Genomic DNA, 15,673 nt, shown 5'->3' on the forward strand with positions numbered 1-15,673 from the left:
ACAGCATTCTTGATCGGCCCTTCAAGTATCGCTGAGCAACGCGCATTCACAGTGAGTGACTCGATTTCGATGGTCAGCTTTAGCGAGCCATCCGGCCTCGTACCCAACAGCAAAGCGGAACGCTCGCCGAATGGAAGATATTTTTATCTGGTTACCTCCCGAGGAATTGTCGAATCGAATCAGATTGAGTCAACGCTTTGGCTGATCGACCGAGAAGGAGTCCGGCACTTCGTTCGCGATCCTTCGGACAGGACTTCGGTACCGGCTCCACAAGCAATTGCCAGGATTTCCGCTGTTCCAGGCATCCAGGCGGCAGTGCCCAACGCTCCCATGATCACCGATATCCGCTGGACCCCAGACTCCAAGAGCCTCTACTTCCTCGGCCAGGATTCTCTTGCGGAGAAGCGACTCTTCAAAGTGGACATTGAGCATCGGGAGGTCAAGGCACTGACGCCCGAAGGTTACGGTGTTCGGCAGTTCGACTTTGTTGGAAATCAAATCGCCTATAGCGCGAACAGAACCAGCGATGCCGTACCTAGGGTTCCCTGGGACCGTCGAGACGCAGTGAATGCCGATGCCGGTGCAGTGACAGGTATGGGGCTTGAGGATATTCTCTCCTTTCCCGAAGAGGGGCACGGAATGGGAAGTGCACGTTTTTTGCCAGACATCTGGGTTGGCAGTGGTGGCCAATTTCACAAGCTGGCAGACCCAAGCGGCAGTGAACCCGTTGCCGATGTCGAGCACTCGATTGATGTGCTCTCACTCTCCCCCGATGGCCGATGGGTCGTCCGCTTACTGCCAGTCACGAGTGCGAAGAGTTCCTGGTCGGCCTATGATCCGATGCCCGGCTTTGAGTCCTGGAGGATCAACCCCCGAGACGCCTCGCTGACCTCTCCAACCTATTGGTTTCGGCTTCGAGAGTATCAATTGGTCGACACGCGGACGGGCGCCATACGGACTCTGATCGACGGACCCAACGCCGACTCACTGGCCGAAGAGGACCTGACGACCGCCATTTGGTCCAAAGACGGTAACCGGGTTCTGCTTGGGAACGTGGCTCTTCCTCTCGATGGAGTGGATTCGGAGGAGCAAACGAGGCGCAAACACACCTGCGCGCTGGCGTCAGTGGACATTCCCTCCCTCAAAGCGCGGTGCATTGCGTTCACGCGTGACGCGAGCGCCGTTATCCCTGCCGACAATCCGAAACCGCTACGACTGAAGGATGCTCGCTTCGGTGTGGATGACAGCGAAGTCCTCCTTTCCTTTGCGTGGCACGGGAAGTGGGGACAGACGGAGCGATATCGTTATGAAAATGGCCGCTGGAAGCTCGTAGAGGTGGAGCCCGGAGATCCATATACGGGGAAGCCAATCGGCGTCGAGGGGAGAATTGGAAGGCTTGACGAGAAGATCGATCTCGTAGTCAAACAGGATTTGAATACTCCGCCGACGCTTTGGGCAATCGATGGAGACTCTGGCAGAGAGAAACAGCTCTGGAATCCCAACTTTCAACTTAAGAACGTCAAGCTTGGGGAAGCGGCCCTTTATCACTGGCAGGATAAGAACGGCTATACGTGGACGGGTATCCTCATCACGCCTCCCGACTATCGGGAAGGCAAATCCTATCCATTGGTCATACAGACTCATGGCTATCTCGATTTCGCTTTCATCTCGGACGGCCTCTACCCGACAGCTATGGCGGCGAGGTCCCTGTCCTCTTCGGGCATCATGGTGCTGCAAACTACCGGCCGCTCGGATCACTTCAGCACACGGCAGGAGCCCTATGACGAGCTTGCCGGATGGCAGGCTGCAATCGCCAAACTTAGCGCAAATGGCCTTGTCGATCCCAATCGAGTTGGAGTCGTTGGTTTCAGTCGCACATGCTGGCACGTCGAACAGGCATTGATTTCAGATCCCAGGCTCTTCAGGGCGGCCGCTATCGCGGACGGCATGGATACGAGCTACCTCACCTATCGACTGTTCAGTGAGGGACGCCCTTCGCTCGCAAAGGAGTATGAGAAGATTCTCGGTGCCCAACCTATCGGGGATGGCCTGTCTACCTGGCTCGAACGAGCGCCAAGCTTTCACCTGGACAAGGTCATTACGCCACTCCAGATCCAGGCCATCGGCCCGAGCTCGGTGCTTGCAGAATGGGAGATCTATGCCTCGCTGAGGCAGCAGCACAAGCCGGTTGACATGATCTACATTCCCGCAGGCCAGCATGTTCTTCAGAAACCTTTCGATCGCCTGGCATCTCAGCAGACTGCGGTCGACTGGTTTCGCTTTTGGTTACAGGGCATGGAGGACACCGCTGGGGATAAGCGTGCCCAATATGTTCGATGGCAGAATATGCGCAGTGAAATGTCCAACGACAAGTAGTTTGTAACCCGTGGGCATGACGTGCACATCTGGCCCACGGGTTCACCCCTTACAGAACAGGACCAGTGCTACTCGTCCGCTTGGTAGGCTGGGCTGGTGGCCTGAGTGCCGTCGTTGCTGTGACCCATCTTCGTCGCTTCCACATGCTGGATGGCAGACTTGGCGCTCAAGGTGCTTAGTACCTCCGGTTTGGTGTACGGCATGGTATTTCTTGCGGTTGTCTTCATTTTGGTTCACCTCGGTTCAAATTTCCGCTAATCCGAGTGGTAAGGAATCTCGTGTCAGCGGATTGCGTTCGTTGCGAGTCACGCAACAGATCCTGGTCAGATTGGCCTAGTATTCAGCGATTCAGCGGTGGAAGATCAAAATGCAATCAGGACTACAATGTCGGCAGAGGTTTCCTCGGCCGGTCACCTGATTTTGAATCCAGTTTGGTTTCGGGGGGCGTGAGGTGCACCTCACGCCCCCCGGTTTCAGTCCGACTGGTGATTTCTACTCGTCGGCCCCATAGGCGGGACTGGTTGCCAAGGTCCCATCGAAACTGTGACCTCGCTTGATGGCCTCGGGGTTTCGGATGATCGACTTGGCGTTGGAAGCACTGAGTACTTCCGGCTTGACGTACGGCATCGTGTGCTTTGCAGTTGTTTTCATTTGGGTTCACCTCGTTTCAAATTTCCGCTCTTCTGAGCCAGCGCTGATCTCGTAGGAACGGATCTCGACCGTCGCAATCAAGCGACAAATTCTGAAGAACTGAGCCTTTGCGCAGTGCCGTTTGAAGACGTGCCTTCGCACCAAAGTTCAAAGAGCACCAGCCTCGTCACTGCATGGATCCATATCGGATCGTTGGTATGGATGGCTTGAAGTACGATGTCCTCAAGGTTGGTGGGCTCAATGAGCCCGAGAGCCACGGCTCTCGAATGTTTCAACAGTCTCCCGATTCTTGCGGCGCCGCTTCTCAGCGGGACGAACACTGCTCTGTGGCGTGCTCCCTTGCGCCGGCGTTCGAGTATTTCTGGAGGCGTGATTCCCCGCAATGCACTTCGCATCAGTGATCGTCGCCGTCCCGGTTGAATGAGTTGTTCGCGCGGTACACGCAAAAGAAAATCGACCAGATCCCGGTCAAGGTATGGATAGCGATATTCGAGTCTTTTGATATTTCCGGGATGGAGATGTGGCAGAGTTTCGATTGTTGCCCACCATGTCCGTCCATTCGAGATCGCGCTCGGCGCCAGACCTAAGGATTGGTGTCCATCGATCGAACGATCAACTGATTTCTGAATAAGTCGACGCATATTGTCGGTGGCCCACGGCGGCAATCCCCTCTGCGGGATGCGGGGTTTCGAATACTGGTCTAAGAGGAATTTGATCGTCGCGACACTCACATGGAGTAGCGGCCTGCGGAGGTGCATGCACCAAGGAACTGCTCTCTTCGCAAAGAGTCGCAAGTGACCTTGGACGAAATAATCCGCAAGCTCCGGAAGTGCGGTTGGAACGCCGCCGAGTAATTCGTCTCCTCCAAGCCCCGAGAGTGTGACTCGAAAGCCATCCGATTGGGTTTTCTGGTGAAAGCGTTGCTCGTTTTCCCAAGCCGCGAGTTCTGCGCCGGGGAGCAGATCTGGGACTGGAGCTGGGAGGAGTTCATTACTCAACAGAGGGAGAGGAAGATGGATTCCGGGCTTTTGACGCACTCGTTCTACGCAAGTGAAATAAGGAGCTTCATCCCAAGCTGGGTCGCTCTCATCATAGTAAGAGACAGTATCGAGAAGCTCGCTTGGCCCCGCTCCTTGTTCTTTGCGCATATGATCGGAAATGCAGACGATGGAAGACGAGTCCATGCCGCCGCTTAGTTCTGCGAGAATGGGAGCGCCCTTTCCCGTGCGTCGGTTCACGGACTGCCGGAACAGAGTTAGAAAGTGTTCCTGATACTCGACGTTGGACCGGTATCGTATCTTGTCTTTTGCGACCCATTGCCAATGTGCATTTCGAACAAACCTCCCGTCACGCCAGGCGAGGTAGTGCGCGGGCGTGACGGCGCTGATTCCCTGGTGTGGAGTGAGGTCACCGATTGGTTGCGAGGCAAGAAAACAGGACACGAAGTCCCTATTCAAGTCGCGCGATTTGTCTTTTACGAAATGCGTTTCGAGGTAGGTAGACCAAAGGATCGAGTCTCCGCGGAGATCAAAATAGAGAGTTCGTGTGCCTGCGTGGTCGCGCGCGAGATAGAGGGTTCGATCCAGTCTTGACCAGAGCGCCAGAGCCCAATCGCCAACAATCCGCGAAAAGCATTCCTCCCCCCAGCGCTCGAATGCAGCGAGCACGATCTCTGAGTCCGCAATCACGTCTTTGGGAAGCTCCAGGAGTGCGCAGAGTTCAGAGTAGTTGTCGATCCTTCCATCGAAAGTGAGCATGTTGCTGTGTGCATCGACAGTCGGCTGCGATTCTAGTCTGGATCGCAGGTGGGTATGGTATGGCTGAATGCCCATTCCGATCCTCCCCTCCGCGCGAACGAAGGTTCCATCTGGGGCGAACCTGGCCGTTCCCTGCGAGAGTTCCATCAAATCGCGTTCTTCGACAAGGTGACCTTCGGGCTGGCATATTCCAAAAAGGATGCTCATTCTAAGGGCTCCTGGATTAGCAGCGTTCAAGCTCCTGGTAGATATCCCGAATGTAGGGTTTGTCATTCACGATAATCCCATCAACCTCGACCCATGCGTGAGACTGGAATGGAAGCAACTGAGCGCCAATCACCATTTCGGCTCGAATGCCATGCCCTCGTAACAACAGCGTTGTAGCGGCAGTACGTTGCAGGCAAAGTACTTGCTTTGGGTAGAACACACAGGCCAGATCCATCGCGAGGCAGAGTTCGTCCGTCTTGTGAAGCAGGCCCGGCTTTGGCGCTTCCACTCTCCGTCTTCGAACTTGCGCATGCAAAGCGCGCAGGCTTCGGAACACCATGAAGCACTCAGTCCAGAGCAACAGCAGGTAGCTCTTACAAATCAGTCGGCTCATCGCGTGCCTCCAGAGGAACCTCAATGCCAAGCTCTTGGCAGAGAAATGCAAGCCTTCGTGCAAGGGCATCGATGCGCACTGTTAGGGGAAGAACCGGCGAGTGCCCCCGCTCTGCGCTATAGTCGACTACGATCGCATTACGCTGTGCCTCCCGTTCTTGAAGCCGTGCGGCCATCTTTCTTACATGGGCGGGATTGCAACGATCGTCTTGGTCGCCTGAGACAAAGAGCGTTGCTGGATAATCCACGGCGCACTGCACATGGTGGTAGGGAGAGTAGGCATGAAGCGCATGGAAATCCTGGACGTCTTCCACAGTGCCAAACTCCGTTCTCCATCTGTCCGCCTGGTCGAAGTGCTCATAGCGCACCATGTCCAACAGCGGTGCGATAGAGAGCACAGCGCCGAAGAGATCCGGTCTCTGTATCATTGCCGCTCCAACCAGTAGGCCGGAGTTCGATCCGCCAAATATACCAAGTTGTTTTGTAGAGGTGACTCCCTCCGCGCATAGCCACTCTGCCGCTCGAACGAAATCGTCAATGGCTGTTTGACGCCTCCGGCCGCGGCCAGCATCATGCCACGCGCAACCGAAGTCTCCGCCTCCCCGAACATGAGGAACAGCAAAGACCGCGCCAAGCTCCAAGAGGATCGTCACCAGAACAGAAAACTGAGGTGTCATAGCAATGCCGAATCCCCCATAGCTGGTCATGATGGCCTGCTGCGGTCGCAAGTTTGCTGCTGTGCTGTTGATGATGAGCGTCATGGGGATCTTTGTTCCGTCTTCGGCGATAAACGAGTGCGATTGAATTTGGAAGACGCTGGAATCGACCGAGGGGCCCGCCTGGCTCAAAAGGTGAGCCGTCCTGATTCCGGGCGTGTATTCGTAAATTGAGGGTCGCTGCGTATAGGTCTGATGGGTGTAAAAGACGCTACTCTCCGACGATCCAAGTTGGGGTAGCAGCTGAATTGTTCCCCCTCCCGATGTACCGAGACTGCAAGAATCGCCGCCATCAAGGGCGCAGCTTTCGATCGACGAACTCCCTTTCCTCAAATAAACAACAAAGAGCCTTAGCGACGCGAACGCAAGTTGCTGAATCATCAAATCGCATTCCGGAATTACGAGGTTTGCTTCACGCCCGTCCGGAGTTAGCTCGACAATCTTGCCGTTCGCTGCCCCCTCGAAGGAGAGTACGAAGATGCGGCCGTCATAGAGCATTGGGGTATGCGGCAGAGTCTTGGCGGCGAACACCTGCTGCCAATCTTCGTCGCGGTCACGCGGCGCGACATAGAAGTCGCAGACAAATTCCTGCTCCCGTTCATAGGTCCACATCGCGCCGAGGCGGATCGTGTCGGCCGTCAGAACAAGCCGGCTTCTTTGGGTGCGAGTCCTTCTGAAGATGGTCCGGCTTTCTATGCGTCCATCGAAGCTTTGGAATTGGATGCGATGATCCTCGGCACCCGAAGTCGATTCGTGACAAAAATAGAAACCTTCGTTGCGTGATGCGAAAGCGAATCCCCGTGCGTAGCCATGATCAATTCGATCCGGCAGAATGCGCCCAGTGGACACGTCGACAATACGAATCTCTTTCGCATCGCCTCCGCCTCGCTTGAACTCGAACGCGACCAGAGACCCGTCATCGGAGACTCGGTGAATTCCAACCGATGCGAATGGTCCTTCACAAGATGGATCAACCAGCGACTGTTTCTGGTTCGTCTCGATTTCTTCCACATAGATGCAGGCCTGCTCTTGATCCTTGCCCCGACGACGATAGAAGTAACGGCCTCCGGCCCGCGCAGGTTGATCGATGACCTCGACGTTTAAGAACACTTCGACGCGGTTTCGCAGTGAGTCAAGACTGACACATTTTGAGAAATAGTCATCGCAGCGTTTTCTTTGGTCTTCAATCCAAGTTCGCGTCTCCGGCAAATCTCGGTCTTCGAGCCAGCGATATGGATCGCTTACGGTTACGCCATGAATCGTGTCTTCAATGGGAGGATGAAGGGGCATTCTCTGGTTCATAATGCCTCCATTAGCAAGGGATCCTGTGCGGCGCGATCCATGTGGCGGGCAAGGCTGCGTGCATAGGCCTCGAACTGAGCATTACTTCGCCCGGGAGAGTGCATCCATGTGCCACGGCCATAAAGATGAGAAAAGATAGCCAAGAGTGGAGACAATCGAAATGCCGCATCGATTTGGGACAAATCAAGTAGTTTCAGCCAACTCTTCGTGTAGAGTGTCCGCAACTCCGGACTCCAGTTGGCGGCCCCAGACGTTTGAAGCAGACACAGTTGCTGAAAGGCAAAAAATGGATTGCCGACGCAACTCTCGCACCAATCCGTGAAGACACAGCCGCTTTCGCTGAAGAGAATATTCCCAGAGTTGAGGTCGTTGTGAATTAACGCATCCGGGATGCGAAGATCTTCCATCCGAAAGCAGGCATCCTCAAGAATGGCTGAAATCTCCAACAGACGCCGGCGCTCGAGCCTTGGAACTCTAGTCGACGTCTGCTTTACCATGACCTGGTCGAGATACTCGATGACCTCGACCAGGCTGCCGCGAAGGATACCAACGCTCTGATCTGCTGCTCCCGCAGCAAGAAATTCATGGCAACTTCCGACGGTCGATTTCTGGAGTGATGCCATTGAAACAACAGCCCGCCTGAGTTGGGGTGCTTTTAATGTTTTCGCAGGCTGTCCGGCATCTTCCATGAGCCATGCATTCCAGTCCACTCGCTCCGCTATCTGGATGGGGAGGAAATCCGGGCACAACTCAGCGAGCTTTCTGGTGACTTGAAACTCATGGGCATTGGGTACTCCTGTGCCCTTCAACCAATAGGCTTGGCCGGACCGAGTCCCAAATCGAACCAACGCAAATGTGCCCGTCGCGTTGTACTGGCGGACTTCCCCAGACAGAACGAGGCTCGGGCCCACCTCCGCACGAAGCCACGCTTTGGCTTCTTCTATCCAACCTGCGCGCGAGAATGGCCCGCGGCTACCTCGGTTCCCCGCGAGAATCTCTTCGATGATTCCGCGCTCTTCGGCTGTTATCTCCGTTGCAGGAAGCTCGTCAATTCCGACTGAGATCAGACCTTGTGGAAATTGATCGTTTGGGACTTCAGCAATAGCACATGACGCCTGATCCTTGCCCCCTGGCAAGATGTCCAAAATAATCGCGCTGGTACACCAGTTGCCTTCAATAACGCGTTGGGCCTGTTCCGCCACTCGGGTCGAGCGTTGGATTGCGACCCTTGGCAGAGCTACGACGGTACCACAGAGTTCAGCCCATGTCCTGCGCGAGTTCGCCCGCACCAGAACCAGTCGATATTCGCTATATTCCGCGGGAGAGTCGTGAATTGACATGGGAACATCCTTGTTCATGCGGTAAAGAGGCGTCTTGCTTGTAGTTCCTCGAAAAAGACGTGTACATCCCGATCGACTGTCACAAGATCGGTGCCAGTTTCAGTCGCAAGGTCGCGAATGATTTCATCCAGTTGCTTGCCGTGCTGCAGTCGCTCAAGAACGTAGCTGCCAGTGGAATTGAGCGTCAGCATTGAGTCCCGTTCGATATCTAGAATTACTGCACCATCGTGATCTACAAGAGACCTCAAACTTGAACGAAGTGTAACCATTCGATTCACCTCCAACGCGATGTGCAAGGGCTCCTCCCATGGAGACGCCACTCTGGGCCATGAGCTCAAATCGTGATGTGAACAACAGGCCGAAGACATGAGCGAAATGGGGGATTGCAGGATTGCTGAATGGACCGCTGAAAAAGAGCATCGGAGCGAACATTCCATTTCAAAGCAGGCACTGCAAATCCAACTGTGTGAGGAGTCTTACACCGGACAATTCGAGTTGCAATCGAAACTGATTCGCATGAAGCGACAAAGCGATTTGTGAATATACGGACTGAAACCTGCCAAATCTAGGCGCCAAGACAGTAGCCTTCACTTGCCAGGGTCAGCCCCGCCGGTTCCAGCAATACTCGTGCGTTCGCTTCGAGCCCACTCCACGGGCGAGCGATGTATGTGCTTCTTGAAAAATCGGTTGAAATCCTGGACACGTTCGTAGCCCAGAGTCGCGGCAATGGCGCTGATCTTCGTCGGAGGAAATACGTCCAGCAGCCACTTTGCAAACTCAAGGCGAGTCTGCACTTGAAATTGCGTCATCGTCATCTTGTATTGAGTGAAGAATGCTCGCTCCAGCGTCCGCATCTCGACCGCAACTTCAGCTGCAATTGTGCTCAACCGAAGACCTACATTGCCGTGTGAAGCAAGGATGAAGTGATGGACAAGCGTAGCTGGATTCTTGAGGAGAGTTGTGATGAGGTCGCTGCCAGACGACGATCTCATGGTCCGAATCTCCGCGATGACTTCCCTTTCGATCGCCGTCAGGCTGCCAACAGGTCGGCTCCTCACGAGTCTTTCCTCCCAAAGGATGTTCAATGAGGAAGTAGTTGAGAGCCTGCCGATAAAGTCTATTGAGGGGTAGTCCTTTACTCATCGAGTGAGTAGCTTCTCTAACTCGTGGATGTGCGAAGGCTTGATCTTCGTGAAGACGTTGATCGCGTCAATCTCTTCGATAATGGCTACGGCGGAAGGCGGAGAAGCTACACCCATTCCCCAGAGATGTACAACCGCTAGGCGACGGGGGGCCGGATTATGCGTATCGCTGGCCACCGAATGGACGCTCGACGAATTCAGGGCAACCAAACAGAAAGCTTCTCAGGCTCGAGCGCGGTCCCGGCAACAACTCAATAGACCCAATGGAGCTAGCAAACTATCGGACAAACGTTCCTCCTATACCTATGGGATCAATGCCGGACTGTAGGGTCACTAAACCGGGGAGGATTATTGCCTATTAAAAACGGAGGGTTCTATTGAAGCCGAAATTTGATGTGTCTGTGCCGCTCTGATGGTGATCATCAACTGTTCAGCCTGTTGCGTAAAGGAAACGCAAAGACTGACCGGGTTCTCCCCGCTAATCCTGAAAGTCCACTTTGCAATCCGCTTCGCCTTCATTTTCCGAAAGAAGGCAACAATCATGGCCGCTAGACGATTACAACGCGAACGACACAGGCACGACTCTCCAGACAAGGTTTTGCTCCGGGCGCCGGGGCTGGTGATTACGACAAAATTCTAGCTTTCACCGGTAGGGATTCTGTGACCAGGTCACGACCGCAAATAGGTGTGTCACGCAACCCGTGGTTTGCCTAACTTTCTAATCGCAGGGCAACGCACTTGCGGAATACTAAGGAATAGCTGTAAGCCTCACGGGCGGTCGATCACAACAAATCATTTGCCGAAAAGGTGGGGCGACCTCAAAAGGTGACACGCACCTGCAAGTTGACAAGTCGGTTCGCCGATTGTGGCCCCGAAGTAGCGTTGGACTTACCGAACAGCGACGATCCAAGTATGCTGACGGGGTTAGCAAGGTTGACATGGTTAAAGATGTTGCGCGCTGAGAAATCAAGGTAGAGATGGTACGGCAGATTCGATTTCTTACCTTCTTGCATTGATTCGCTGCGTTGGCTAGCCTTACCAATCCATCCTAAGTCGAAACCGAACGACTTTGTGAGGCGGAGGTTGGCCATGAATTGGCTCGGACCGTGTCCATAATTGATTGGAATAATCGTTTGGCCGGCCATCGGTAGTTGGTCGAATACGCCAAGGGGCGTTCTGATCACGCTTGGACGGCTCAGGTATGTCGCAAACGCAGGTCGGTCATTGAACTGACCGTCTCCATTCAGATCCTCGCCCACCACTATGTTGAAAGGCGCTCCAGAGGACGCGGTTACGAGAGGACTCAGTTGAATGCCCATAGGCAGGTTCACAACTCCGCCCACCACAATACGATGCCGGATATCATAAGAGGCTCGGCCGAAGTCGAGTGCAACATCGTACTGGTTTGACGGAAAACTCCCTGCACCGGCGGTATCCGCTCTGGCGTCATTCAGAGAGTAGTACCCGAAGAAGTTGATCTTCGAGCCAAGCCTGCTTCTAAAGTTCAAGATGAGTTGATTCTGCCGAAAGACTCCTTCCGAATCATATTCGTAAATACTGACGGCGTTGCCCAACGGACGTATTCCGCTACTGGGATCATTCGGATTGTAAGTTCCAGGGAGCGGTGCATTGATATTGCGGCTAAGGAGCTGGTGAATGCCGCGAGTGTTCACGTAGCTGAGGGATAGAGTGGACGATCGTCCGAACTGGCGATCAATGCTCACGGTAGTCTGCTGCAAAGAGGGCGCTCGAAGACTCGGGCCGATCCGATACACGGTTGGGGGGAGCTCCGCCCCGAGCATTTGTGGTGAAGGGACCGTGGGGTAGAAGTCTGGTAACGGGACGACATACTGCTGCTGATTGGTCCCATTCTGGCGGATCGTTTGCAGAACGTAATTGGCCGCAAATCGCGAGTAGAACCAGCCGTAGCCGGCGCGAATGACAGTCTTCGTCGTTGCCGCGCGACCGGGAGACCAGGCAATCGACAGCCGTGGAGCAACGTTCGCGTCATCGTGGATGTGGTCTTCAGACTCGAAACGGACTCCGAAGCCTAGAGTCAGATTCTGCCTGGCACTCCAATCGGCTTGACCATAGAGCGCGTAGTCCAGCAAGGTAACGCTTGCCCCCGCATTCCCCGATCCCAGACTAAACTGGCTGGCACCCCCACCATGAGCACGAACTTGATCTGGACTCATCCCTTGCGAAAGCTCGGTTTGGGTAATGCGATACGCATCCAGTGAGGAAAATTGGAATACGCCATTGAAGTCCGGCTCAGAGAGCGACGATTCGTGAAGGACTCGAAGCTGGCCTCCCAACTGAATGGATGCCTTGGTAGTCACAGACGAGAGATTGTCCTGAAGCTGAATCAAGTTTCGGCTCTGTCCGCCATTTCCGGCAGAATTACCTCCGCCAGTAAATGCTCCCGAGACAGCAATCGTTGGCGATGAACTTGCCACGGTCTGACCGCCGTTGTTGCGCATGAATTGAATATGAGCCTGATGGATAAGTTTCGGGTTAAGGACCTGCGTAGCCCCTAGAACAAACCGCAGAGCAGCGCGGCTGATAGCCGGATAGAAATACGCCTAGGTCGGTTGGTATTGAGTCCCTGGGTCTTAGTTGCCGAGTGTTCCAGCTTGCCAAAACAACAGATCGGGTTGATTGTCGGCCTTCTAGTCTGCGAGAGGCTCGAACAATTCTCGCCACTACCATTCAACGGCTTCACCCGCCAGGGCTTCATTTGTTAGTCGGATACATTCGCATCGAGGCCGTAAGTTCATCAGAATCTATTGAACTCGGTTGGTGCCGATCATTAACGGCGTCACTTCCTCAAGAGCGGCGTGGAGTTTTAGAACGATTCGCTCCTTTTCTTCCTCAGTGATGTTCCCGACTTCACTCGGCGTTGTGAGTAACAGACTCCGCAGCATCCTGATCTCGGTGGACGTGAGCGGTACTAAAGCAATTGAGTCTTTTTCGGTCATAATGTGGTCCGTAACAAGTGGGAGAAATCGCCGACCAATGGCTGGTAGCTACTCGGCTTCCCGGTGCGGCCTTTACCGTTGCCGCTTACAGATGCCACAAGTCCCGCCGTCTTTGGCACAGTGTTTGCAGTATTTGCAGTTCTTGCAGGCATTGCAAGGTGTGCTGCCGGTACAGGTAGCGAAGTAGGCATCAGCCGAAATACTCGACATCAGAGCCACTACGAATGCCAGTATTAGAACTTGCATGAGACGACGCATAGGTTTCTCCTGGAAGGTGAGCGTAGGCTACTCAATGGAGCTAGAGTTGTCAATCGCTCCACAAAAGAGAGATAAAGAGGACACGACTACCTGCCGCTTACAGCGAACCAAGATAGTTCAGTAGTTCGGGCTTATCCCGCCAGTGCGTATGAGACTTCGTCGAACTCAACTTCTCAAGATCGGTGCTGAATCGCTCCGGAACAAACGACAAAAAGTGCTCGGCTCTCGTGAGCACGGATGATCCCAAATAGGTCGAGAGCGCCGGAATGAGTCTGTTCAGATTCTCTCTTGAGCGGATTGCGCGGGTGAGACGATGCACGGCGAACGTGGCGCGGAGGTCATGCAGTCGGGGGACGTGGCCATCATTTGATACAGGAATCCCGACCATCCGGCACAAGCGACCGAACCTGTTCCAAAGGTTCTTTCGTGTGATCTCGCGCCCACTCTTGAAGCGGAACAGTAGCGTATCGTCGGAGTCCTTGCATTGAGTACGTATGTATTGGCCAAGCTCGCGTGAAAAATCCCGTCCGATTGGTAATCTTCGATATTCCTGTCGGGGTGCCCCTTTGAACTCTATAGATTTTTGCTTCAGATCGACATTTAATCGACGGAGACGGACGACTTCTTCTACCGTCGCGCCAGTGGCGTAAAGTACCAGCAGGATCATCCTGAACGTTGAACCGTCCATCTCGTCGCCCAGACAATTTGCTTTCGTCGTGATGTTCATAGCGCCGGTTAGCAGATAGCGAATCTGCCCTTGGCTATAGACAATTGGCACTCGATAACCTCTCCTCCGCATCGGCTCTTGAACCTGGATGAGATTCATTAATCCGCGTACTCGACAAAAGGTCAAGAACCCGTTCACCACGCAATATCTGGTAGAACGCGTTACAGGGGAAATCTTTTGTGAATGAATGTAGCTCGTGATTTGATCTGCGGAAACTTCTGTCAGGTTGATGTCTCCACAATGGTTACAAAGGAGTTTCAGGACCGATGCGTTGTGGACAAATAGCAAACCCTCCGAGCGTCGGCGAACCACGTAATGTGCAACGGCGTCAGATAGTCTCATAGAATATCCGTTAGCGGAAAATCAGCCACTCGTCGCAGTGCATGAATATCACAATGCGCATAAATGCTTACTGACCGCAGGTTTCGATGACCCAACAGGTCAGCAATACCTTGAAGAGAAGTCCCAGTTCTTAGTAGTTCGGTGGCGCACGCGTGACGGAGTCCATGAAGTCCGCAAGGCGTATCGAGTACGCCTCTTTCCCTGATGGTTGCGGCAAGGGTCTGACTGAAGTTCCTTATAGGCCGACGTGAGCGATTGAGCGACAAGAACACAGTTCGGTACGGCGAGTGACCCCGCACCTCCCGCAGATAGCGAATGATCGCTTCGCCAACTTCATACTGAAGTGGGAACTGTTGCACGCGGCCCCGTTTCGCTCGTCGAACTGTGAGCACTTCGTTAAACCAATCGAAATCATCCAGCGTTAAATTTGCGATCTCTGAACATCGCAATCCGTACACTGAGGCAAGCAGAACAATTGCTTTTGCGCGGCAGAATTCTGGCGTAATGCCGTCAAGCGATTTGACGAGCTTGCGGACCTGATTCCAGGGAGGGCAGTTCAACACTTTCTGACGGCTATATTCGACTGGCGACTTGATCGTCTCGCTCAATGCCTGCTGACTCAAACCGTTTCTCTCGGCGAAACGGAAGAACGCTCTTAACGCTTGGCAGTAAGACACTATCGTTCGATGGGATTTTCTTTGTTCTCTGATCTCGAAGAGGAAGTCGTCAACGTCAGCCAAGACAACCTCCGAAAGATTTTCGCGGCGGACAGCGACCCACGTGAGGAATTTCCGTGTGTGGGTTTCATTGAAACTTCTTGTCGTCAGGCGATAGCCTGCTGCTGTCGATGCACGAGCGAAGTCAGCAAGAGGTCGCTCGTAGGCACGAGGAATGCGCGAAGGAGCGTACACTCCCAAAAATCTATAAAAGCATCTTGCTCGACCACGGAAGACTTTTCGTCTTCGCTCGGCTTGCTGTTCCGATGCTGACGGATATTCGTTCGTCCATTCAATTGCGCCTTGGGCGATATCGTCATTGCCCACAAAGTCTGGATCGGCGGGCTGCACATGGCAAACGATGTAGCACAGGACCGACGCATAATACTTGAGAACCGTATGTGAAATGCGAGCCTTCATGTACGAAAGGAATGCTTCACGCTCCTTCACCATTGCCGTGGAACTATGCCGGGCGATTGCTTTCTGGCCAACGAACATCCGACGAGCACTGCATATGGGCTCCAGTGCGGCCTCGGCCATGGATGCCTGATCGAGAGGTGTTGGGAGAGCTGGAACCGAAATCGTGCGAACAGCTCTTCGGGCGTAGGTGCCTCGGACGGGGTTGGGCATGTATTCTCCTTAGCCAGGGCACGCCGCATTCGATGTAATATGCGCTTCCTCGTAATCGCCGATGGAAAGTGACGGCTGTAAACGCGGAGATAAAGAAGTCTTCTGGAAGCACATCACTCTCTATTTAGTAGAACGGAA

The 15,673-nt window shown here is 53.9% G+C and carries 13 protein-coding genes; 1 reads left to right on the plus strand and 12 read right to left on the minus strand.

The features are described from left to right. Positions 1 to 51: 51 nt before the first annotated feature. Positions 52 to 2,376: a prolyl oligopeptidase family serine peptidase gene (locus tag AC5S27_RS18365; protein ID WP_493936009.1), complete on the plus strand. Its 2,325-nt coding sequence runs from the start codon at positions 52 to 54 to the stop codon at positions 2,374 to 2,376. A gap of 68 nt (positions 2,377 to 2,444) precedes the next feature. Here the strand turns inward: AC5S27_RS18365 and AC5S27_RS18370 are convergent, their stop codons facing one another. From AC5S27_RS18370 to AC5S27_RS18425, 12 genes are all read right to left on the minus strand, one after another. Beyond that, positions 2,445 to 2,603 (minus strand): hypothetical protein, encoded by a 159-nt coding sequence (locus AC5S27_RS18370; protein ID WP_493936010.1) that lies wholly within the window; start codon positions 2,601 to 2,603, stop codon positions 2,445 to 2,447. 265 nt (positions 2,604 to 2,868) lie between these two features. After that, positions 2,869 to 3,027, minus strand: a complete 159-nt coding sequence (locus AC5S27_RS18375) for a hypothetical protein (protein ID WP_493936011.1) — start codon at positions 3,025 to 3,027, stop codon at positions 2,869 to 2,871. A 77-nt stretch (positions 3,028 to 3,104) separates the two neighbouring features. Further along, complete coding sequence (locus AC5S27_RS18380; RefSeq protein ID WP_493936012.1) at positions 3,105 to 5,057, minus strand: asparagine synthetase B family protein; 1,953 nt, start codon at positions 5,055 to 5,057, stop codon at positions 3,105 to 3,107. Further along, positions 5,008 to 5,385, minus strand: a complete 378-nt coding sequence (locus AC5S27_RS18385) for a lasso peptide biosynthesis B2 protein (RefSeq protein ID WP_493936013.1) — start codon at positions 5,383 to 5,385, stop codon at positions 5,008 to 5,010. Before AC5S27_RS18385 ends, AC5S27_RS18380 begins: the two co-directional genes overlap by 50 nt. After that, positions 5,366 to 7,402 (minus strand): prolyl oligopeptidase family serine peptidase, encoded by a 2,037-nt coding sequence (locus AC5S27_RS18390; RefSeq protein ID WP_493936014.1) that lies wholly within the window; start codon positions 7,400 to 7,402, stop codon positions 5,366 to 5,368. Before AC5S27_RS18390 ends, AC5S27_RS18385 begins: the two co-directional genes overlap by 20 nt. Continuing rightward, complete coding sequence (locus AC5S27_RS18395) at positions 7,399 to 8,742, minus strand: phosphotransferase (protein ID WP_493936015.1); 1,344 nt, start codon at positions 8,740 to 8,742, stop codon at positions 7,399 to 7,401. The genes AC5S27_RS18390 and AC5S27_RS18395 overlap by 4 nt, the downstream gene beginning before the upstream one ends. A 14-nt stretch (positions 8,743 to 8,756) precedes the next feature. Then, the gene (locus AC5S27_RS18400; RefSeq protein ID WP_493936016.1) at positions 8,757 to 9,011 is read right to left on the minus strand and encodes a PqqD family protein; all 255 of its coding nucleotides are present in this window, start codon (positions 9,009 to 9,011) and stop codon (positions 8,757 to 8,759) included. Between the two features lie 318 nt (positions 9,012 to 9,329). Continuing rightward, the gene (locus tag AC5S27_RS18405; protein WP_493936017.1) at positions 9,330 to 9,734 is read right to left on the minus strand and encodes a helix-turn-helix domain-containing protein; all 405 of its coding nucleotides are present in this window, start codon (positions 9,732 to 9,734) and stop codon (positions 9,330 to 9,332) included. A gap of 147 nt (positions 9,735 to 9,881) precedes the next feature. Then, on the minus strand, positions 9,882 to 10,094 hold the full coding sequence (locus AC5S27_RS18410) for a hypothetical protein (protein WP_493936018.1): 213 nt from the start codon (positions 10,092 to 10,094) through the stop codon (positions 9,882 to 9,884). A 608-nt stretch (positions 10,095 to 10,702) separates the two neighbouring features. Continuing rightward, on the minus strand, positions 10,703 to 12,364 hold the full coding sequence (locus AC5S27_RS18415; protein ID WP_493936019.1) for an outer membrane beta-barrel protein: 1,662 nt from the start codon (positions 12,362 to 12,364) through the stop codon (positions 10,703 to 10,705). An 853-nt stretch (positions 12,365 to 13,217) separates the two neighbouring features. Continuing rightward, a complete protein-coding gene (locus AC5S27_RS18420) occupies positions 13,218 to 13,946 on the minus strand; it encodes a tyrosine-type recombinase/integrase (RefSeq protein WP_493936020.1) in 729 nt (242 codons plus the stop codon). Positions 13,947 to 14,185: 239 nt separating this feature from the next. Next, complete coding sequence (locus tag AC5S27_RS18425; RefSeq protein WP_493936021.1) at positions 14,186 to 15,535, minus strand: tyrosine-type recombinase/integrase; 1,350 nt, start codon at positions 15,533 to 15,535, stop codon at positions 14,186 to 14,188. Between the last annotated feature and the right edge of the window lie 138 nt (positions 15,536 to 15,673).

This window comes from Acidicapsa borealis, assembly GCF_059115245.1.

Excerpts from the sequence above, each read along its gene's own strand:
- AC5S27_RS18385 (WP_493936013.1), bottom strand. The coding sequence starts at position 5,385 with ATGAGCCGACTGATTTGTAAGAGCTACCTGCTGTTGCTCTGGACTGAG.
- AC5S27_RS18405 (WP_493936017.1), bottom strand. The coding sequence starts at position 9,734 with ATGAGATCGTCGTCTGGCAGCGACCTCATCACAACTCTCCTCAAGAAT.
- AC5S27_RS18420 (WP_493936020.1), bottom strand. The coding sequence starts at position 13,946 with ATGAATCTCATCCAGGTTCAAGAGCCGATGCGGAGGAGAGGTTATCGA.
- AC5S27_RS18415 (WP_493936019.1), bottom strand. The coding sequence starts at position 12,364 with ATGCGCAACAACGGCGGTCAGACCGTGGCAAGTTCATCGCCAACGATT.
- AC5S27_RS18400 (WP_493936016.1), bottom strand. The coding sequence starts at position 9,011 with ATGGTTACACTTCGTTCAAGTTTGAGGTCTCTTGTAGATCACGATGGT.
- AC5S27_RS18380 (WP_493936012.1), bottom strand. The coding sequence starts at position 5,057 with ATGACAAACCCTACATTCGGGATATCTACCAGGAGCTTGAACGCTGCT.
- AC5S27_RS18425 (WP_493936021.1), bottom strand. The coding sequence starts at position 15,535 with ATGCCCAACCCCGTCCGAGGCACCTACGCCCGAAGAGCTGTTCGCACG.
- AC5S27_RS18375 (WP_493936011.1), bottom strand. The coding sequence starts at position 3,027 with ATGAAAACAACTGCAAAGCACACGATGCCGTACGTCAAGCCGGAAGTA.
- AC5S27_RS18395 (WP_493936015.1), bottom strand. The coding sequence starts at position 8,742 with ATGTCAATTCACGACTCTCCCGCGGAATATAGCGAATATCGACTGGTT.
- AC5S27_RS18390 (WP_493936014.1), bottom strand. The coding sequence starts at position 7,402 with ATGAACCAGAGAATGCCCCTTCATCCTCCCATTGAAGACACGATTCAT.
- AC5S27_RS18370 (WP_493936010.1), bottom strand. The coding sequence starts at position 2,603 with ATGAAGACAACCGCAAGAAATACCATGCCGTACACCAAACCGGAGGTA.